The sequence below is a fragment of the Rhodophyticola sp. genome, assembly GCF_965284195.1.
Lineage (GTDB): Bacteria > Pseudomonadota > Alphaproteobacteria > Rhodobacterales > Rhodobacteraceae > Rhodophyticola.
Genome location: NZ_CBDIRM010000001.1, coordinates 3777790 through 3796643, shown reverse-complemented (window position 1 = coordinate 3796643; position 18854 = coordinate 3777790). Strand labels below are relative to the sequence as shown.

Annotated in this window: 17 protein-coding genes; 10 read left to right on the top strand and 7 right to left on the bottom strand. The window is 63.9% G+C overall.

From position 1 onward, the window contains the following. The first annotated feature begins 13 nt into the window (after positions 1–13). Together pcaH and pcaG are read left to right on the top strand one after the other, a co-directional pair. Positions 14–757 carry a protocatechuate 3,4-dioxygenase subunit beta gene (gene pcaH, locus ACQ651_RS18970; RefSeq protein WP_227287368.1) on the top strand — a complete coding sequence of 248 codons (744 nt, stop codon included), beginning with the start codon at positions 14–16 and terminating at the stop codon, positions 755–757. 1 nt (position 758) lies between these two features. Beyond that, complete coding sequence (gene pcaG, locus ACQ651_RS18965; RefSeq protein WP_430450148.1) at positions 759–1376, top strand: protocatechuate 3,4-dioxygenase subunit alpha; 618 nt, start codon at positions 759–761, stop codon at positions 1374–1376. Between the two features lie 5 nt (positions 1377–1381). Here pcaG and iolG read toward each other — a convergent pair whose 3' ends face one another. From iolG to iolD, 5 genes are read right to left on the bottom strand one after another with little or no spacing between them, the layout of a single operon-like run. Then, positions 1382–2377 carry an inositol 2-dehydrogenase gene (gene iolG, locus ACQ651_RS18960; RefSeq protein ID WP_430450147.1) on the bottom strand — a complete coding sequence of 332 codons (996 nt, stop codon included), beginning with the start codon at positions 2375–2377 and terminating at the stop codon, positions 1382–1384. Between the two features lie 4 nt (positions 2378–2381). Continuing rightward, entirely contained in the window at positions 2382–3221 is an 840-nt protein-coding gene (locus tag ACQ651_RS18955) for a class II fructose-bisphosphate aldolase (RefSeq protein ID WP_430450146.1), read from the bottom strand. Further along, positions 3218–4060, bottom strand: a complete 843-nt coding sequence (locus tag ACQ651_RS18950) for a 5-deoxy-glucuronate isomerase (RefSeq protein ID WP_227287372.1) — start codon at positions 4058–4060, stop codon at positions 3218–3220. Before ACQ651_RS18950 ends, ACQ651_RS18955 begins: the two co-directional genes overlap by 4 nt. Positions 4061–4074: 14 nt before the next feature. Then, positions 4075–5043 carry a 5-dehydro-2-deoxygluconokinase gene (iolC, locus tag ACQ651_RS18945; protein WP_375550794.1) on the bottom strand — a complete coding sequence of 323 codons (969 nt, stop codon included), beginning with the start codon at positions 5041–5043 and terminating at the stop codon, positions 4075–4077. Beyond that, positions 5043–6905, bottom strand: coding sequence for a 3D-(3,5/4)-trihydroxycyclohexane-1,2-dione acylhydrolase (decyclizing) (iolD, locus tag ACQ651_RS18940; RefSeq protein WP_227287374.1), 1863 nt, complete (start codon positions 6903–6905; stop codon positions 5043–5045). The genes iolC and iolD overlap by 1 nt, the downstream gene beginning before the upstream one ends. Before the next feature lie 123 nt (positions 6906–7028). On the opposite strand from iolD, the gene ACQ651_RS18935 reads away from it, so the two are divergent. Genes ACQ651_RS18935 through ACQ651_RS18925 form a run of 3 tightly spaced genes read left to right on the top strand, consistent with a single transcriptional unit; the run spans position 7029 to position 10222 of the window. Continuing rightward, positions 7029–8144, top strand: a complete 1116-nt coding sequence (locus tag ACQ651_RS18935; RefSeq protein WP_430450145.1) for a Gfo/Idh/MocA family protein — start codon at positions 7029–7031, stop codon at positions 8142–8144. Positions 8145–8157: 13 nt separating this feature from the next. Further along, entirely contained in the window at positions 8158–9051 is an 894-nt protein-coding gene (locus tag ACQ651_RS18930) for a sugar phosphate isomerase/epimerase family protein (RefSeq protein WP_430450144.1), read from the top strand. 13 nt (positions 9052–9064) lie between these two features. Next, entirely contained in the window at positions 9065–10222 is a 1158-nt protein-coding gene (locus tag ACQ651_RS18925) for a Gfo/Idh/MocA family protein (RefSeq protein WP_375550798.1), read from the top strand. Between the two features lie 121 nt (positions 10223–10343). Here the strand turns inward: ACQ651_RS18925 and ACQ651_RS18920 are convergent, their stop codons facing one another. Continuing rightward, positions 10344–11357 carry a LacI family DNA-binding transcriptional regulator gene (locus ACQ651_RS18920; protein ID WP_227287378.1) on the bottom strand — a complete coding sequence of 338 codons (1014 nt, stop codon included), beginning with the start codon at positions 11355–11357 and terminating at the stop codon, positions 10344–10346. Positions 11358–11548: 191 nt separating this feature from the next. Between ACQ651_RS18920 and ACQ651_RS18915 the strand changes: the two genes are divergently transcribed. The 5 genes from ACQ651_RS18915 to ACQ651_RS18895 all read left to right on the top strand — a co-directional run bounded on the left by ACQ651_RS18915 (position 11549) and on the right by ACQ651_RS18895 (position 17646). Continuing rightward, the gene (locus ACQ651_RS18915; RefSeq protein ID WP_430450143.1) at positions 11549–12499 is read left to right on the top strand and encodes a sugar ABC transporter substrate-binding protein; all 951 of its coding nucleotides are present in this window, start codon (positions 11549–11551) and stop codon (positions 12497–12499) included. 74 nt (positions 12500–12573) lie between these two features. Further along, positions 12574–13686, top strand: coding sequence for an ABC transporter permease (locus tag ACQ651_RS18910; protein ID WP_430450142.1), 1113 nt, complete (start codon positions 12574–12576; stop codon positions 13684–13686). A 1-nt stretch (position 13687) separates the two neighbouring features. Beyond that, positions 13688–14476, top strand: a complete 789-nt coding sequence (locus ACQ651_RS18905; protein WP_227287381.1) for an ATP-binding cassette domain-containing protein — start codon at positions 13688–13690, stop codon at positions 14474–14476. 165 nt (positions 14477–14641) lie between these two features. After that, on the top strand, positions 14642–16075 hold the full coding sequence (locus ACQ651_RS18900; RefSeq protein ID WP_430450141.1) for an aldehyde dehydrogenase family protein: 1434 nt from the start codon (positions 14642–14644) through the stop codon (positions 16073–16075). Next, the gene (locus ACQ651_RS18895) at positions 16072–17646 is read left to right on the top strand and encodes an FAD-dependent monooxygenase (RefSeq protein ID WP_430450140.1); all 1575 of its coding nucleotides are present in this window, start codon (positions 16072–16074) and stop codon (positions 17644–17646) included. The genes ACQ651_RS18900 and ACQ651_RS18895 overlap by 4 nt, the downstream gene beginning before the upstream one ends. Here ACQ651_RS18895 and ACQ651_RS18890 read toward each other — a convergent pair. Then, entirely contained in the window at positions 17643–18833 is a 1191-nt protein-coding gene (locus ACQ651_RS18890; RefSeq protein ID WP_430450139.1) for an OsmC family protein, read from the bottom strand. The two genes, ACQ651_RS18895 and ACQ651_RS18890, sit on opposite strands and share 4 nt — an antisense overlap. Between the last annotated feature and the right edge of the window lie 21 nt (positions 18834–18854).

Here is an 18854-nt window from a genome sequence, read left to right as displayed (position 1 = left end):
GCAAGGAAACATCATGTCAAACGCAGACAAGGCCCGTGCGGGCGGCTACATACCCCGGGACCGCGGCTGGCACCCGGCCCCTTTTCATCCGCCCTACAAAACAAGCGTGAAACGCGCGCCACAGGCGGCACTTCTTTCCTTTCCCAGCACCTTGAGCGAGGAAACGGGCCCGGTTTTCGGCCACACCATGCTGGGGCCACTCGACAATGATCTCATCCTGAATTTCGCAGCCCCCGGAGAGGCCGCGATCGGGCCGCGCATCATCGTTCATGGGCGGGTGCGCGACGAGGCCGGGCGGGGTGTGGCCGGTGCCCTGCTGGAGGTCTGGCAGGCAAATGCGGGTGGCCGCTATCGCCACAAGAAGGAAAGCTATCTTGCCGCGCTGGACCCGAATTTCGGTGGCTGCGGCCGGGTGATCACCGATGCGGACGGGCGCTACGAATTCCGGACCGTGATGCCCGGCCCCTATCCCTGGCCCAACGGGATGAATGACTGGCGCCCCGCGCATATCCATTTCTCGCTGTTCGGGGCCGGATTCGCGCAGCGGCTGATCACGCAGATGTATTTCGAGGGCGATCCGCTGATTGCGCATTGCCCGATCATCGGCAGCATCAGCGACCCCGCCGCCGTCGGCGCGCTGGTCGCGCCCCTGGACATGGCGCGCACGGTGCCGATGGATGCCCGCGCCTACAAGTTCGATATCACGCTGCGCGGTCGCCGCCAGACCGCGTTCGAAAACCGGCCGGAGGGACTATGATATGGTTCAACCTCTTGATATACTGAGGGAAACATCGTCGCAAACGGCTGGCCCCTATGTGCATATCGGCTGCACCCCGAATATCACGGGCATTCACGGGATCTACGACGCCGATCTTGGCGCGTCGATGAAAACGGGGCCGGTCAAGGGGCAGGAGATCACCCTGACCGGCACGGTTTACGACGGGATGGGCGCAGCGCTGAAAGATGCAATGGTCGAGATCTGGCAAGCGGACGCGGCAGGGATTTATCCATCCGCGCAGGACCCGCGCGGATCGGCGGACCCCAACTTCACCGGCTGGGGGCGCTCCGCCGGTGACATGCAGACCGGGGCTTACCGCTTCGAGACGGTCAAGCCCGGGCGCGTGCCGTTCCCCGATGGGAGCATGCAGGCGCCCCACATCACGTTCTGGATCGTCGCGCGCGGCATCAATATCGGATTGCACACCCGGGCCTATTTTGCCGACGAGCCGGAGGCGAATGCCGAAGACCCGATCCTGACGCGGATCGAGCATCAGTCCCGGATTCCGACCCTTCTGGCCGAACCGGACGGATCGGGCGGCTACAGGTTCGACATCCATTTGCAGGGCCCGAACGAAACCGTCTTCTTCGATATCTGAAGAGCCTAGCTCCCCGGCAGATTGACGATCTCGCCCTTCTGCTGTGCACGGCTGGCCGCATCGGCCAGGATCTGTGCCTGCAACCCGTCCTTGATGCCGGGTTCCGGCGTATGCCCGTCAAGCACGGCAGACACGAACTCGGTCATTTCCGCGACATAGGCGAGGGCGTAGCGTTCCAGAAAGAAATGTTGCGCGGGCGCGCGCCGGAAACCGGCCTCGGTGGCGATCTCCACCGTGTCCTCCAACTGGTTTTCGGCACGCAACAGCCCCTTGGAGCCATGTACCTCGATCCGCTGGTCATATCCGTAGGCTGCGCGGCGCGAGTTGGAGATCTGACAGATCCGGCCCGACGCCGTCGTCAGGATCGCCGCCGCCGTATCCACATCGCCCGCGCGACCGATCTCTGCATCGACCAAGGCGGACCCGACAGCCTGCACGCTGACCGGGTCTTCACCAAGCAGGAACCGCGCCATATCGAAATCGTGGATCATCATGTCGCGGAACAGGCCGCCGGAGCCCGATATGTAGGATATCGGCGGAGGCGACGGGTCACGGGAAAGGATTGTGACCAGTTCGACATCTCCGATCTCCCCGGCCTGCAAACGCGCGTGCAGATTGGCGAAATTCGGATCGAAACGACGATTGAAGCCGGTCATGAACGGGACGCCTGCCGCCTCCACCGCGCCGACACAGGTGCGGATATTGGCGACATCCATGTCGACGGGCTTCTCGCAGAAAATCGCCTTGCCATTGGCGGCGGCGGCCTGGATCAGGTCGAAATGGGTATCGGTCGGCGTTCCGATGACGACCGCATCTATATCGGCCGCCGTCAGGATTTCCTCTGCGCTCCGTGGCAGGACACCGGCCTTGTTGGCCAGCGCCTCGGCGGCGGCGGGCACCGCATCGGCCACGGCGACGAGCCTTGCCCGCTCCACCTGACCGATGGACCGGGCATGCACCTGCCCGATACGGCCGCAACCCAGAATTCCGATATTGAGCATCACGTCACGCCTTTCCGCTCGCACCCATGGCGCGGATGGCCGCGCGCGCGGCCTCCATCACCGGATCATGGGTCTCTTTCAGGATCTGAACCCGGTCGAACCGCGCCGGGTCCCTGTTGACCGCCGCGCGCAACGCCGCCCCGAACGCCATGCGCAGTTCGGTTCCGATGTTGAACTTGCAGATGGCGGAACAGGTGGCCAAAGCCGTCCGCTCGGCCAGTGGCACGCCGGAGCCGCCATGGATCACCAGCGGCACATCGGTTACGGCCTCGATCGCGCGGATGCGCGGCTCGTCCAGCCCGCCCTCATGGTCCTGTTGCAGATGCACGTTTCCGACCGAAATCGCCATCGCGTCGACGCCCGTTTCCCGGGCGAATCGGGCCGCCTCCGCCGGGTCCGTACCGGCCGACGCCTCGCCGCCGGAATAGCCCACGAAGCCGATCTCGCCCTCGCAGGAGACGCCGGCGTTATGGGCCAGCTCCACGATGGCGGCGGTTTCGGCGATGTTCTCGGCCAGCGGCTTGCGCGAGCCGTCGAACATCACGGAGGAGAAACCCGCCCGTATGGCGTCATGGCAGTCTTCGACCGTGTAGCCATGATCCAGATGCAACACGACCGGCACCGAAACGCTGTCTGCCAGATGGCAGAACATTGCGCCCAGAACCGGCAGTGGCGTGTGCGCCCGGCAACTGGGGCCCGCCTGCAGGATGACAGGTGCGCGTTCGGCCTCCGCAGCAAGCGCATAGGCCCGCGCATCCTCCCAGCCGAGGCAGACCAGACCGGGCACGGCATACCCGCCCCGAAGCGCGGGCTGAAGGACCTCGGACAGGGTCGCAAGCGTCATTTGAACTTGGCCACCATATCCATGATGCCGGGGATCGTATGAAGCTGCGCCGCATGGGTCGGCTGGAAATACTGCTTCAGACTGCGCTGGCTGAGGCCGCCGAGGATGGTGAAGTAATACATCTCGTAGCCCGGCAGCACGGCGCAGGGATGGTACCCCTTGTCGATCAGGATCGTGGAGCCATCGACGATGTGATAGGCATCGCCGGGTTCGTTATCCTTCCGTTGCAGCATCTGCATGCCGGAGCCGTAATTCGGACGAAACCGGAAATTGTAGGTTTCGTCATGGCGCGTTTCTTCCGGCAGGCGGTCCGTGTCATGCTTGTGGCTCGGGAAGCCGGACCAGCCGCCCTGACCCACGGTGTAGAGTTCCGAAACCAGCAGCCGGCCCACACGGTCGTGATATCCGGCACCCAGGATATGCTTGATCTTTCGGTGCGTTTTCGTTTCGTCAGAGCCGTACTGGACCAGATCCAGCTCCGCCTCCCGCACGGCGAAAGGTTTCAGGACCTCGGCGTATTTCGCCCCCGCGATGAACACCTCCGCCGCGTCGCTCTGGCAGGTGATCCGGGTGCCCGCGGCCGTCGGCACATAGACGCCTTCGGGCTCGCCATCCCAGACATCCACGATACGGTTGCCAATATCGCGATAGGTTTCGCCCGCCACCTCAACCGTCACGGTGCCCGTGGCCGGAACCACGCAGGTCTCGTAGCCGGGAACAGCATAGTCGAAATGCTCCCCCGCTTTCAGCTTCACGATGTTGAAGTAGTTCAGCGGCACCAGATCGTGGCCGGCGTCCACGATCGGCTCGTTGCGGTTGTCATAGGGCGGAATATGCATTTTTTTCAATCCTTTCAGGCGGCGGTTGGCCCGGCATGGGAGGCGAGAAACGCGTCAAGCTCTTCGGTGGTGGGCATGGCGGGCGCGCAGCCGACGCGGGCAACCACGATCGCGGCCGAGGCCGAGCCGCGCAACACCGCCTCCTCCACATCTCGGCCCGCGGCCAGCGCCGCGACGAACCCGCCCATGAAACTGTCGCCCGCGCCGGTGGGTTTGAGCGCCTTCGTGGGATAGATGCCGGTGCGGATTTCGCGGGTGGGCGTGAAGGTGACGGCACCTTTTTCACCCATCTTGTAAACGGCGATCTGCGCCCCGTGGGCCACAAGAGATCGGGCCTTTTCCAGACCCTTGTCATAATCGCCGGCCATGAAGCCGAACTCCACATCATTGCCAATGATGACGTCGCAAAGCGCGCCGGCACGGGAATAGACATCCGCCGCGACCTCCGCCGAGGGCCAGGAATAAGGGCGATAATCGATGTCGAAGATCAGTGGCAGACCGGCAGCCCTAGCGCGGTCGAAGGCGTGAAACGCGGCGCTGCGGGACGGTTCGGCGGCAAGGACGGTGCCAGTGGTGATAAGGGCGGAATATCGCGTGTAATCGACCGCGTCGACGTCTTCTCTGGTCATCTCGAAATCGGCGGCGCCGTTGCGGTAGATCACCGACTGGTGATCCTCGATCCGGGTTTCCACCACCGCCAGAGAGGTCCGGGCCTCACCCCCCGTGGCGGTGACATGGGTGTGGTCGATCCCGTACTTTTCCAGCTCGTTGATCGCGAAACGTCCAATCGCATCGTCCGAAACACGCGTGACCACGGCGACGCTGCCCCCCTGCCTTGTGATCGCCACGGCGATATTGGCCGAGGAGCCGCCAAGGCAGGCGACGAAACGCCCCGCCTCTTCGGTGCGCGTGCCGGGGGGGTCGGGATAGAAATCCATCCCCGCCCGCCCGATGATGACAAACCTGTTGCCGGAAAGGTCCATCAGACGCCCTTACGTTGCTTGGACCGGGTGGCTTCCCAAGCCTCGTGGGCCGCACGCACCTTGGCGCTCTCGGAGACTTCGGGCGTTCCGACTTCCCACCAGGCATGGCCCTGCGCCGTCCAGCCTTCATAGGCATCCACCGTCATGACGATGACATGGGTCTTGTCGCCCGCCTTGGCCCGCTTGAACGCCTCGGCCAGTTCGCCCGGGTTCGCGACCGTCTCGGCGGTGGCGCCCATGGATGCGGCATGGGCTTCGAAATCCACCGCGAAGGGCGCAGGCACGGTGGGGCAGTCGGCAATGAGATTGTTGAAACTCTCGTTGCCGGTGTTGTTCTGCAACTTGTTGATGACGGCAAACCCGCCATTGTCGAGCACCAGAACGATCAGCTTCCGGTCGGTCAGAACCGAAGAATAGATGTCCGAATTCATCAGCAGGTAGGAGCCGTCCCCGGTGAAGACGATGGTGTCCCGGTCGGGCTCTTTTTCGGCCTGTGCAATGCGCGCGCCCCAGCCCCCGGCAATCTCGTAGCCCATGCAGGAAAAGCCGAATTCCACATCGACCGTGCCGATATCGAGCGTGCGCCAGTTGGCCGTCACCTCTGCGGGCAACCCGCCTGCCGCCGCCACCACGCGGTCGCGTGTATCGCAAAGGTCATTCACCACGCCGATCGCCTGCGCATAGGAGTTTGGCCGGTTCCCGGGCGCGACATTTGCGGCCACATAGGCATCCCATTTGGCCCGCTCCTCCCGCGCCGCGGCTGTCCAGGTATCCGGGGCGGTGTAGCCCCCCAGCGCCTGGCCCAGGGCCAGCAATCCAAGCTTGGCGTCGCCGACAACGGGCAGGGACATATGCTTGCCCGCGTCGTGGCGCGCGGCGTTGAGCGAGATAAGCGTGGCGTCCCGGGCAAAGGCCGTCCAGGAGCCGGTGGTGAAATCCTGCATCCGGCAGCCGACCGACAGTATCACATCCGCCTGCTCCGCAATGGTATTGGCACTGTCCGATCCCGTCACGCCTATGGGGCCGATGTTCAGCTCGTGGGTCGCCAGCATGTTTGCCCGGCCCGCAATGGATTCCACGACCGGGATCCGGTGCGCCTCGGCAAAGGCCGTCAGCTCGGCTACGGCGCAGGAATACTGCACGCCCCCGCCGGCAATGATCATCGGGCGCCTGGCCGAGCCAAGCGCGGCGGCGGCATCCGCGACTTCACCGGCGTCAGGGCTCACGCGGCGGATACGGTGGTATTTCTTCTGAAAGAACTCGACCGGATAATCATAAGCCCAGCCCTGCACGTCCTGTGGCAGACCCAGAAACGCCGGCCCGCAATCGGCCGGGTCCAGCATCGTCGCCAGTGCGGCAGGCAGCGACTGGATGATCTGGGCCGGGTGGGTGATCCGGTCCCAGTAGCGCACCACCGCCTTGAACGCATCGTTCACGCCAAGGGTCGGGTTTCCGAAATGCTCCAGTTGCTGCAACACCGGGTCCGGCAGGCGGGTGAGGAACGTATCGCCGCAAAGCATCAGCAAAGGCAGCCGGTTCGCATGAGCCAGCGCCGCCGCCGTCAGCAGATTGGCCGTGCCCGGCCCGGCGCTTGCGGTGCAGAACATGAACCGCCGCCGCAAGTGGTACTTGGCATATCCCGCCGCCGCGAAGCCCATGCTCTGCTCGTTCTGGCCACGATAAAGCGGCAGGTCCTCCTGCACGGTGTAAAGCGCCTCACCCAGACAGGGCACATTGCCGTGGCCGAAGATACCGAACCCGCCACCACAGATGCGCGTCTCGACACCATCGATCTCGATAAACTGGTTCTGCAGATAGCGGATGATGGCCTGTGCGACTGTCAGGCGAAGCGTCTGTGGCATTCCGCGCCCCCAAGTGGATTTTGTCTTTTGTCGGGATGGCGCCGATTCAGACTTGCCTGTCCCCCGGGGCAACGATAGTTGTTTTGCAACCGGTTGCAACAGGAATCTCGGAGAGGGCGCGCGATGACCGAAATCGGCATCGGAATCATCGGCGGCGGATACATGGGCAAAGCTCATGCCGTCGCCATGTCGTCGGTCGGTGCGGTCTTCGATACCGGCCTGCGCCCCCGGCTGGAGATGGTCTGTGCAACAACGGCGGATCGGGCCGACCGGTATCGCCGGGCCTACGGTTTTGCGCGCGGCACGGATGACTGGCATGCCCTCGTCGCGGACCCCGCGGTGGAGGCGATCGTCATTGCCGCACCGCAAGAGATGCATTGCGAAATCGCGCTTGCCGCCTTTGCGCTTGGCAAGCCCGTCCTGTGCGAAAAGCCGCTTGGCGCATCTTTGCAGGACAGCCGCAGAATGGTGGAGGCCGCAGAGACCAGCGGCGCCGCCAACATGGTCGCCTTCAACTATATCCGCACGCCCGCCAGCCAGTTCGCCCTCCAGCTGATCGCCGACGGAGAAATCGGTGATCTGACCTGGTTTCGGGGGGAACATACGGAGGATTTCTATGCCGATCCCGACGCGCCCGCGACATGGCGCACGCAAGGGATGAGCAATGGGACCATGGGCGATCTGGCGCCCCATATGATCAATGCGGCGCTGGCGCTGGTTGGGCCGATCGACGAGGTCATGGGGGTGGTCGAGACCGTTCACAAGACCCGCCCCGGTCCGGACGGCACCCGGGACGTCACCAATGATGACCACGCGCAGATCATGTGCCGGTTCGAAAACGGGGTGATGGGGCATATGTATTTCAGCCGCATCGCAACGGGCCGCAAGATGGGCTACGCCTATGAAATCACGGGTACAAAGGGCGCGATCCGATTTGATCAGGAAGATCAGAACGCGCTGTTGCTCTATCGCGCGGCGGGTCCCGAGGCGACACGGGGGTTCACGAGGATCCTCACCGGCCCCGCCCACCCGGATTATCTGCCCTTTTGCCAAGGGCCGGGTCACGGGACGGGCTATCAGGATCAGATCATTATCGAGGCCAGGGATTTCCTGACCGCCATCGAGACCGGCCGACCGGTCTGGCCCTGCTTCCGGGACGGGATGCATGTGAACCAGATTGTCGCCGCCGCCATCGCGTCGTCAGCCGAGAGACGCTGGCGGTCGGTTTCCTCCGTCTGAAAGGGTAACAGAAATGACCATCCGTATCGGCAATGCCCCCTGTTCCTGGGGCGTGGAATTTGCAGATGACCCCCGCAATCCGCCTTGGATGTCGGTGTTGAAGGACTGCGCCGACGCCGGCTACGCAGGGATTGAGCTTGGGCCGGTTGGCTTCATGCCCGAAGATCCGGCGATTCTGGCCGACGCTTTGGCCGCACATGATCTGCAATTGATCGGTGGCGTGGTGTTCCGCCCGTTTCATGACCCGGATCAGTGGGACGATGTGCTGGACGGAGCCGTGCGCACCTGCAAGGCGCTTGTCGCCCATGGCGCGGAACATCTGGTTCTGATCGACTCGATCTCACCCCGCCGCGCGCCCACGGCCGGTCGGGCGGACGAGGCCGAACAGCTTTCGCCTGATGAATGGGCGGGCTTCCGGGACCGGATTGCGACGGTTGCCCGGATGGGGGCGGAGGAGTACGGGCTGACCGTGGGCATCCACGCCCATGCCGCCGGGTTCATGGATTTCGAGCCGGAGCTGGAGCAGCTACTGGAAGAGGTGGATGAAGATATTCTGAAAATCTGTTTCGATACCGGTCACCACTCCTATGCCGGTTTCGACCCCGTATCGTTCATGAAACGGTATATGGGGCGAATTTCCTACATGCATTTCAAAGACATAGATCAAGCCATCAAATCCGATGTGATTGCGAGCTGTACCGGTTTCTATGAGGCCTGCGGGCAGGGTGTCTTCTGCAATCTGGGCAAGGGCGATGTGGATTTCCGCGCCGTCCGGCAACTGCTTCTGGATGCCGGGTTCGAGGGCTGGTGCACCGTCGAGCAGGATTGCGATCCGACGCTGGACCCCGATCCCGTTGGCGATGCGCGGGCCAATCGCGCGTATCTTGAATCCATCGGCTTCAAGTGACGGGGTGCGTGCGATGACAAAACTGACCTGGGGTATGATCGGCGGTGGCGAAGGCAGCCAGATCGGCCCGGCACATCGTCTTGGCGCGGGGCTGGATGGCGAATTCTCCTTCGTGGCCGGCGCTTTGGACCACCGGCCCGATGCAGGGCGTGCATATGGACAGGCCCTGGGACTGGATGCGGATCGGTCCTATGGCGACTGGCGCGAAATGTTGGAGGGCGAACGCGCGCGCGCCGACAGGGTCGATCTGGTCACCGTCGCAACACCGAATGCCACGCATTTCGAAATCACCAAAGCGTTTCTCGAAGGCGGGTTTCACGTGCTTTGCGAAAAGCCGATGACGATGACCGTGGCGGAAGGTGAAGAGATCGTAAGTATTGCGAAGGAAACGGGAAAGATCTGTGCCGTCAACTACGGCTATTCCGGGTATTCGCTGGTCAGGCACATGAAAGCCATGGTCGCCCGCGGCGATATCGGAAAAATCCGCGTTGTGGTGGCGGAGTTTGCGCACGGGCACCATGCGGATGCCGCGGATGCCGATAATCCGCGGGTGCGGTGGCGCTACGACCCGGCGCAGGCGGGCGTCTCGGCCCAGTTTGCAGATTGCGGGATTCACGCGATGCATATGGCATCTTTCGTGACCGGCCAGGAGGTTGAACGCCTCAGCGCCGATACAATTTCCGCGATCGGCAGCAGGGTGCTGGAAGATGACGCCATGGTGAATTTCCGTATGAGCGGCGGCGCAACAGGCCGGCTCTGGACCAGTTCCGTGGCGATCGGGCGGCAGCACGGTCTGACTTTGCAGGTTTTCGGCGAGACGGGCGGGCTCAGATGGGCGCAGGAGCAGCCGAACCAGTTGTACTACATGCCCCTGGGCCAGCGCCTGCAGGTGATCGAGCGCGGCGAGGCAGGTCTCAGCCCGGAAGCAGACCGCGCCAGCCGGGTGACCATCGGCCATTCGGAAGGTATGCCGCTTGCTTTTGCGAATATCTACAAGGATTTGGCCGAAGCGATCCGGGCACGAAAAGAAGGCCGGACAATGGATCCGGCAGCCAATCTCTACCCCCGGGCGGAGGACGGGCTGCGATCCATGGCGGCTGTATTCGCGGTGGCCGAAAGCGGCAAGGCCGAGGGCAAATGGGTGAATGCGCGGCCGCCCATGTTTCGCTGACAGGCCCGTATCCGCCCGCGCGCATTTGGCGAAACCCGCGTGGCAGACGTCCCGGCCGGATCGTCCGGTCGCGCATACCGAGGGGAGGCCGCCGCCCTCCGGCTCGATCAGGGCGGAAAGCTCATGGCGAGACCGGATAGGCTGGCGGGCGCAGCGTTCCCCGCTCCACGATCCGGCAGGGGAACAGCCGCGCCTCCGGCGTGCGGTCGGGCTTGTCGACGGTGGCCACGACCAGTTCGATGGAGGAATTGATGATCTCGCCAATGGGCTGACGGATGGTGGTGAGGTTGATATTTTCCCACCCTGCCATCTCCATGTCGTTCAATCCGATGATCCCGATATCGCCGGGCACCGAAAGTCCGGCATCCTTCACCGCGCTTAGCGCGCCGATGGACAACACGTCGTCACCGCAGAAATAGGCCTCTGCCGGGTCGGAGGTCAGCAGCCTGATCATTTCCGCACGGCCTGCATCGAACGAATACTCGGATGCGAAACTGTGGCTGACCGTCATGCCGGGGTTGCCTTGCATCACATCCATGAAGCCGATCAGGCGATCCTGTGTCGAGGTGGCCCGTTCCGGCCCGCCCAGAAATGAAACGCGGGTGTAGCCGCGATCGATCAGGGTCTGCGCGGCCATCCGGCCACATTCCTGGTTGTCGATGCCGACCACATGCACCTCGGGCATGGACGCGCGGCGGCCGAAGGAATGAACCACCGGAACGCCTGCATCGCGGAACGCCTTGGCGAAGCTGGGCGGCAACGTGGAGGAGGCGACGATCACCCCGTCGACGGAGTACTGGCGCAGCATCCGCACCGAATTGGCCGGATCGACCTCGTGACTGAGATTGACCAGAAGCGGGCGCAGGCCACGGTCCTGAAGGCCGCGGGTGAAGAGATCGAACACCTCCAGAAAGATCGGGTTGTGGAAGTTGTTCGACACAAGCCCGATCAGCTTGGTCCGGCCCGTTGTGAGGCTGGAGGCCAGCGCATTGGGGCTGTAGCCCAGTTCATCGGCGGCCTTTTCCACCTTGCGGCGGGTCTTGTCGGAGACCGAGGCGCCTTCGGTGAACGTGCGCGACACCGCCGAGCGCGACACGCCGGCACGTTCGGCGACATCTTTCAGAGTTACGGCCATGCGTCCCCGTGATCCAATTGCAAAGCTTCCCATCCCTCTTTTCATACAAAAAGACCGAAATCACCATGCCTTGCTTCACCCGTTTTTGCAACCGGTTGCAAAGTGGCGCGATTCGTGGTTACGATTTCGCCAAGGCGGAGAAAACCGCGAATGCCCGTGTCCGCCGGCGGGGAAACTCTTGGGAGGAACCAATGACATCATTTCTGAAAACGGCCGCGATGACCGCACTTGTCGCCGCTGCGCCGCTTCTGGCAGCCGGTCAGGCCGCCGCCGAAGGAGAACGCTATGTTCTGGTCAGCCATGCGCCCGACAGCGACAGCTGGTGGAACACGATCCGCAACGCACTGGCGCTGGCGGGTGAGCAGATGGGCGTCGAGGTGGAGTACCGCAACCCGCCCACCGGCGACATCGCCGATATGGCGCGCATCATCGAACAGGCCACCGCGTCGGGCCCCGACGGCATCATCACCACGCTGGCGGATTTCGATGTGCTCTCCGGCCCGATCCGGGCCGCCGTGGACAGCGGGGTGGATGTGATCATCATGAATTCCGGCACCCCGGAACAGGCCGCCGAAGTGGGCGCGCTGATGTATGTGGGACAGCCCGAATACGATGCGGGACTGGCCGCGGGCCAGCGGGCCGCGCGGGACGGGGTGACCTCCTTCCTTTGCGTGAACCACGTTATCTCCAACCCGGTCGTCGCGGAGCGTTGCCAGGGCTTTGCCGACGGTCTGGGCGTGGATCTGGGCGACTCGATGATCGACAGCGGCACCGACCCGTCGGAAATCCAGAACCGGGTTTTGGCCTATCTGAACGCCAATCCCGACACCGGCGCGATCCTGACACTCGGGCCGACCTCGGCAGACCCGACCATTCTGGCGCTGGAAAGCAACGGCATGGCCGGCGACATCTATTTCGGCACCTTCGATCTGGGCGATAACATCGTTGAGGCGATCCGCGATGGCGTCATCGAATGGGGTATCGACCAGCAGCCCTTCCTGCAGGCCTATCTGCCGGTTGTCGTGCTGACGAACTACCACCGTTACGGCGTGCTGCCGGGCAACAACATCAACTCCGGCCCCGGCTTCATCACCGCAGACGGTCTGGAACTGGTTGAAGAGTTCGCCGGCGAGTTCCGCTGAGCGGCCAAGGGCCTGATGGCGCGGCGACGGGAGGGTTGTCGCGCCATTTCTGACACGGGAAGGGGGAGGAAGAGATGTCCGACACGGCAACAGGAGACGAACGCGTCAAGGAAATATCGGGGTTCAGAAAGGCCCTGATCCGTCCCGAACTGGGCGGGATCGTCGGCACCGTCGCGGTATTCACCTTCTTTCTGCTCTTTGCCGCCGACAGCGGCATGTTCAATGCGCAGGGCATCATGAACTGGTCCACGGTTTCGGCGCAGTTCATGATCATCGCGGTCGGTGCCTGCATGTTGATGATCGCCGGCGAGTTCGATCTCTCCGTCGGTTCGATGATCGGGTTCGCGGGCATGTCCATCGCGATTTTCTCGGTCACGCTGGGCTGGCCCGTCTGGATCGCGATCCTCACTACCTTCGCGCTCTGCATCTCGATCGGGGCGCTGAACGGCTACATCGTGATCAAGACCGGCCTGCCCAGTTTCATCGTGACGCTCGCGGCGCTGTTCATCCTGCGCGGGTTCACCATCTTCTTTCCGCAGACCATCGAGCGGCGCACCATCATCGGCGGGATCGACGACGCCGCCGAAGGGGATTGGCTTGCGCCGTTTTTCGGAGGCGAGATCGGACAGCCGATTTTCGTCTGGCTCGCCGATCTAGGCCTGATCGACGTGTTCGAAAGGGGTAATCGGGCGGGCGAGCCGGTGATCGACGGCATTCCAATGCTGATCGTATGGGCCATCGCGCTGGTGATTTTCGGGCATATCGTGCTGACCCGCACCCGGTTCGGCAACTGGATCTTTGCCGCGGGCGGCGATGCGCAGGCGGCGCGCTATGTCGGCGTACCGGTGAACCGCGTGAAGATCCTGATGTTCATGTTCACGGCCTTTTGCGCAACCGTCTTCGCCACATGCCAAGTGATGGAGTTCGGGTCCGCCGGGGCCGATCGGGGCGTTCTGAAAGAGTTCGAGGCGATCATCGCGGTGGTGATCGGCGGCGCGCTTCTGACTGGCGGCTACGGTTCGGTCGTGGGGGCCGCTCTGGGCGCGCTGATCTTCGGCGTGGTGCAGCAGGGGCTGTTCTTTGCCGGCGTCGAATCGAGCCTGTTCCGGGTCTTCCTGGGCGTCATCCTGCTCTTCGCGGTGATCCTGAACACCTATATTCGCCGCATCATCACGGGGGAGCGTTGAGATGGCTACCGGACACGCACCCATCGTCGAAATGAAGAACATCGAGAAGCATTTCGGCTCGGTCATTGCGCTGAACGGCGTCACGGTGGAGGTCTATCCCGGCGAATGCCATTGCCTGTTGGGCGATAACGGCGCGGGGAAATCGACCTTCATCAAGACCATGTCGGGCGTTCACAAACCCACAAGAGGCGAGATCTTCTTCGAAGGCAAACCGATGCAGTTCGACGACCCCCGCGACGCGATCGCGGCGGGGATTGCAACGGTCTACCAGGATCTCGCGATGATCCCGCTGATGAGCGTCAGCCGCAATTTCTTCATGGGAAACGAACCGCTGCGCAGGATCGGGCCGATCAAGCTGTTCGATCATGAGCATGCGAACCGCGTGACCATGGACGAAATGAAGAAGATGGGCATCAACCTGCGGGGGCCGGATCAGGCGGTCGGCACGCTGTCCGGCGGCGAACGCCAGACGGTCGCGATTGCCCGGGCGGTCCATTTCGGGGCCAAGGTGCTGATCCTTGACGAACCGACAAGCGCGCTTGGCGTGCGGCAGACCGCCAATGTGCTGGCCACCGTGGACAAGGTGCGCAAGAAGGGCATCGCGGTGGTGTTCATCACCCATAATGTCCGCCATGCGATGGCGGTGGGCGACAGGTTCACGGTGTTGAACCGGGGCACCACGCTCGGCACCGCGCAACGCGGGCAGATCACGCCCGAAGAGCTGCAGGACATGATGGCCGGAGGACAGGAACTGGTCGCGCTGGAAGGCTCTCTCGGCGGAACGGTCTGACCCGGGACGCAGGACCGGCGCGGGCGTATCACCAAGACCCGCGCATCTGAAGCCGGTACGCCCAAACCCCTGAAAACAGACATTTAGGGCGGTTTTTTTGTAGGAACCTTCTGGACCTGAAGGAGCCATCGGGCGATGCTTCCCCAAGGGACGGGGAGATCGGCAATGACGGGACTGGCGCAGCATTACATCGCGGGGCTTTGGCGCGACGATGGCGCACCCCCGCGCCCAAGCGTGAACCCCGCCGATGACACTCCGCTTGGCAGATACATCCCCGGCAACGCCGCGCTGGCCGATGAGGCGGCAACTGCGGCGCGGGCTGCGTTTGACGACGGCCTATGGGCGGCCTCCCCCCGGTTGCGGGCGCAGCTGCTGCATGAATTCGCGGACCGGCTTGCCGAGGCAAAGGATGACATCGCGGATCTGGTCGTCGCGGAAAATGGCAAGCTCCGGTCGGAGGCGATGGGTGAAACCATGGCTGGCATCTCCGAGAGTCGGTACTATGCCGGGCTTGCGCGCAATATCCGGGGCTCGATGCAGGAAATGGCGCCGGGACAGATATCCCTGTTTCACCGGGAAGCGGCCGGAGTTGCCGGCATCATCGTGCCATGGAACGCGCCGGTCACGCTGTTGGTGCGATCGCTGGCCCCTGCACTGGCGGCGGGCTGTACGGCGGTGATCAAGCCCGCGGCGCAGACGCCTCTGGTGCATGCGCGGGTCATGCAATGCCTGGCCGAATGCCCCTCCCTGCCTGCGGGCGTGATCAATTCGGTCAATGAAAACGGGATCGAGGTTGGGCAGGCCATGGTCGCCTCGCCCCTGATCGACGTGATCAGTTTCACCGGGTCGAGCCGTACGGGGCGCAAGATCATGGAAGGTGCTGCGGCCACGTTGAAACGCGTCGGGCTGGAACTGGGGGGCAAGGCGCCGTCGGTGATCTTCGAAGATGCCGATCTGGACCTGGCGGTGCGGCAATTGACCCACGGTTCGCTGGCGATTGCCGGTCAGATGTGTGCCGCCGCCGCGCGGTTTCTAGTTCAAGACAGCGTCGCCGCGGATTTCGCGGAGCGGATGACGGCGGCATTGAAGGCTGTGCGCGTCGGCCCCGGCGCCGACCCGTCAAGCGGGATGGGTGCGCTGATCGACACGGCCAATCAGGCGCGCCTGATGCGACTGATCGAGCAGGCCGGCGACGAAGGACGGATGATGCTGAAAGGCGGGCCGCTGGAAACAGGCGCGTTCCTGACACCCACTCTCTTCGGGATCGACGATGTGCGCTCCCCGCTCGTGCAGGAGGAACTGTTCGGCCCGATCATCTCTTTCGAGACGTTCGGGGACGAGGCCGAAGCGGTCGCCAAGGCCAATGCAACGGTCTACGGGCTGGCGGCCTCGGTCTTCACCCGCGACCATGCCCGCGCGATGCGGATGTCGCGGGCGATCCGGGCGGGCACGGTCTGGATCAACGCGCATCTGCGACTGTTCGCGGAGGCCGAAACGGGCGGCTACGGACAGTCGGGACTGGGCCGGTTGCATGGGCCCGAAGGCCTCCACGATTTTCTGGAAACCAAGCATATCTTCATGGAGCCCGGTGTCGCATGACCCGGCATGATGTGATCATCGTCGGGGGCGGCCCGGTGGGCATGGGGCTGGCCATCGATCTGGGTCAGCGCGGACTGCGTGTCGCGGTGGTGGAGCGCCATGTTGCGCCGCAGCCGATCCCGAAAGGCCAGAACCTGACGCAGCGAACGCTGGAAAACATCGATGCGTGGGGCTGCGAGCCCGAGTTGCGCGCGGCCCGCGTGGTGCCCCGCGGCGTGGCCAATGGCGGCTTGGTGACCTATGGCGCGCTGTTGAGCGATTACCATTACGACTGGTTCCCGCGGGAAAAGGTGCAGCCCTTCTACGGGCAGGCGCTGGACCGGTTGCCGCAATACGAGACCGAGCGGGTTCTGCGGGCCCGCGCCGCGCGTATCGGCGCCATCGACACGTTCTATGGCTGGTCTTTCGACGGGCTGTCGCAGGATGCCGACGGTGTGACGATCGGGATCGCCGAGCACAAGGGGGACGGCCGGCAGGTTCTGCGGGCCGCATTTGCGGTGGGCTGCGACGGCAGCCGATCGGCCACGCGCGATGCGGCGGGGATCACGCAGAGCCTGTCGGATCATGACCGGCGAATGGCGCTGCTGGTGTTCCGCTCCCCCGAATTGCATCGGCTATTGGGTGAGCGCTATGCGGAACGGTCGTTCTACAATGCGATCAGCCCGGAGCTGGATGGCTATTGGCTTTTTCTTGGGCGGGTGGATCTGGGCCGGGACTGGTTCTTTCACGCGCCGGTGCCCGACGGCACGACGGAGGAGACATTCGACGCGGCCGGGTTCCTGCACAAGGCCGTGGGCCGCCCGTTCGATCTGGAGATCACGCATACCGGGTTCTGGGATCTGCGCGTGGCGCTGGCCGATACCTATCGCAAGGGCCGCGTGTTCATCGCCGGCGATGCGGCCCATAGCCACCCGCCCTATGGCGGCTACGGGATCAATACCGGGTTCGAGGATGCGCGAAACCTGGGCTGGAAGCTGGCCGCGGCGTTGCAGGGCTGGGCCGGTGAACGGCTGCTGGACAGCTTTGATGCGGAACGCCGCCCGGTCTTTGCCTCCACCGCGCGCGATTTCATCGAACGGTTCATCAAGGAGGATCGGGCGTTTCTGGCGCGCTACAGCCCCGAAAAGGACGAGGAGGCGTTCAGAAAAGCCTGGTTCGCCCGGCCCGAAGGCGCATCCGAGATCGTGGCGTTCGAGCCGCATTACGAAGGCTCCCCCATCGTGGCGGGGCCGGGCCATCCGGGTGCGCGGGGCGATCATCGGTTCGAGGCGCGCGCGGGGCATCATCTGGCCCCCCGCGGGCTGAGCGACGGGCGCACCACCTATGACGCCCTGGGAACGGGTTTCACCCTTCTGGCCTTTGATCGGCCCGGACTGGCAGGCGAAATGGCGACGGCCGCTGCCAAGCTCTCCGTGCCGCTGACGGTGGTGACCGACAGCTATGCGGATGAACGGCTGGATTATGCCGCGCGCGCCATTCTGGTCAGGCCAGACGGGTTCGTGGCCTGGGCCGGCGACGACGTCGAAGATCCCGGAGCGATGCTGGCGATGGCGGTCGGACGCGCGGTCTAGACCCGGGTGATCTTCAGCTTGGTCTTCAGATCGGTGCGGCAGAACGCATGCAGGAAACAGGTCCGCTCGGACACGTCCAGCATGTCGCGAGCGACCTCGTCGGCTTCGCTGGTTACAAGATGCACATGGGTTTCGACCGGATCGGCCGTACCCGCCTTGCCGGTGCCGCCCGACGCCCCGCCAAGGGAAAAATGCGTATCCTGCACGATGGAATAGCTTGGCAGATCGAGGTTCTCCATCGAAGCCATACGCCCGAACTGGGTCATGAAGCAAAAGCCGATCCCGGCGGAAATGAAGCTGACCGCATCGGGCGCCCGCCCCTGTCCGCCGGCCACCGGCGCCTCTTCGCTCAGAAAGCGGAAGACGCTGCCATGGGGGCTGTAGAGCCGTTGTTCGATCTCCTTGATCCCGTCGTCGCGCAGCGTGCAGATCGCACCGGGGTTCAACGTGCGGTCCTGTTCGTCGGTCAGGCTGGTTGCGGCGCCCGCGGTCCCGCCACGGACCTTCTTCGCCGGCGTCATGCCAAGCCGCTCGATCAGGGTCAGGTCGGTGGGCGCGGGCACCGGGTCGGCACCCGCCGGGTCGGGGACGGGCGCGCCATTGAGCTGTTTCGCCTCGGCAGTGGGGATCTGCACGCCGTTTCGTGTCAGCGTGAACAGGCTGTCGAGCTTGTCCCGCATCAGCCCGTTCAGCGGCGAGGCATGCACTGCATTGCTCAACAACTCGGCCAGCGCGCCGTCCTGCAGATCGCAATCGACCTGCACTTCCAGCTCCACGGGAAGCGCGCCGCCGGTCATCGTGCGTTGCCGCATGGAGCCCTTCATGGTGTAGAAATTGTCCTGGATCAGCCGCAGCTTGCGCAACGCGACCCCCTCCCGCGTCGCCAGTGCGGTAATCTCGTTCATGTAACTCGCGATCATGCCGGTGGTGAGAAAGGCCAACGGGCACGGGGCGGCGTCGTGGCCGTTCAGATAGGCCCCCTCATCCGAGACCAGCCGCCACATGAGCCCGGAACGCGCCGAGATCACCAGAGCCTCTTTCTGAAACCCGGACAGCGACCGGACCCAGCATCGCACCGCATCGCCCAGACGCAAGGCGGGCGGTGCGAGACCCACATCGCCTGGATTGGCAACGCCGAAGAACGGCGCGGTGTCGCTTGCGGCGATGATGTTTTCACCCAGTTTCATATCTCAACTCCCTGATGGAAC

What these genes read in the sequence shown, in the direction of transcription:
- ACQ651_RS18930 (WP_430450144.1), top strand. Translation starts at nt 8,158, where the DNA reads ATGACCATCCGTATCGGCAATGCCCCCTGTTCCTGGGGCGTGGAATTT.
- ACQ651_RS18925 (WP_375550798.1), top strand. Translation starts at nt 9,065, where the DNA reads ATGACAAAACTGACCTGGGGTATGATCGGCGGTGGCGAAGGCAGCCAG.
- ACQ651_RS18890 (WP_430450139.1), bottom strand. Translation starts at nt 18,833, where the DNA reads ATGAAACTGGGTGAAAACATCATCGCCGCAAGCGACACCGCGCCGTTC.
- iolG (WP_430450147.1), bottom strand. Translation starts at nt 2,377, where the DNA reads ATGCTCAATATCGGAATTCTGGGTTGCGGCCGTATCGGGCAGGTGCAT.
- ACQ651_RS18915 (WP_430450143.1), top strand. Translation starts at nt 11,549, where the DNA reads ATGACATCATTTCTGAAAACGGCCGCGATGACCGCACTTGTCGCCGCT.
- pcaH (WP_227287368.1), top strand. Translation starts at nt 14, where the DNA reads ATGTCAAACGCAGACAAGGCCCGTGCGGGCGGCTACATACCCCGGGAC.
- ACQ651_RS18905 (WP_227287381.1), top strand. Translation starts at nt 13,688, where the DNA reads ATGGCTACCGGACACGCACCCATCGTCGAAATGAAGAACATCGAGAAG.
- ACQ651_RS18910 (WP_430450142.1), top strand. Translation starts at nt 12,574, where the DNA reads ATGTCCGACACGGCAACAGGAGACGAACGCGTCAAGGAAATATCGGGG.
- iolD (WP_227287374.1), bottom strand. Translation starts at nt 6,905, where the DNA reads ATGCCACAGACGCTTCGCCTGACAGTCGCACAGGCCATCATCCGCTAT.
- ACQ651_RS18895 (WP_430450140.1), top strand. Translation starts at nt 16,072, where the DNA reads ATGACCCGGCATGATGTGATCATCGTCGGGGGCGGCCCGGTGGGCATG.
- ACQ651_RS18950 (WP_227287372.1), bottom strand. Translation starts at nt 4,060, where the DNA reads ATGCATATTCCGCCCTATGACAACCGCAACGAGCCGATCGTGGACGCC.
- ACQ651_RS18900 (WP_430450141.1), top strand. Translation starts at nt 14,642, where the DNA reads ATGACGGGACTGGCGCAGCATTACATCGCGGGGCTTTGGCGCGACGAT.
- pcaG (WP_430450148.1), top strand. Translation starts at nt 759, where the DNA reads ATGGTTCAACCTCTTGATATACTGAGGGAAACATCGTCGCAAACGGCT.
- ACQ651_RS18935 (WP_430450145.1), top strand. Translation starts at nt 7,029, where the DNA reads ATGACCGAAATCGGCATCGGAATCATCGGCGGCGGATACATGGGCAAA.
- ACQ651_RS18920 (WP_227287378.1), bottom strand. Translation starts at nt 11,357, where the DNA reads ATGGCCGTAACTCTGAAAGATGTCGCCGAACGTGCCGGCGTGTCGCGC.
- iolC (WP_375550794.1), bottom strand. Translation starts at nt 5,043, where the DNA reads ATGGACCTTTCCGGCAACAGGTTTGTCATCATCGGGCGGGCGGGGATG.
- ACQ651_RS18955 (WP_430450146.1), bottom strand. Translation starts at nt 3,221, where the DNA reads ATGACGCTTGCGACCCTGTCCGAGGTCCTTCAGCCCGCGCTTCGGGGC.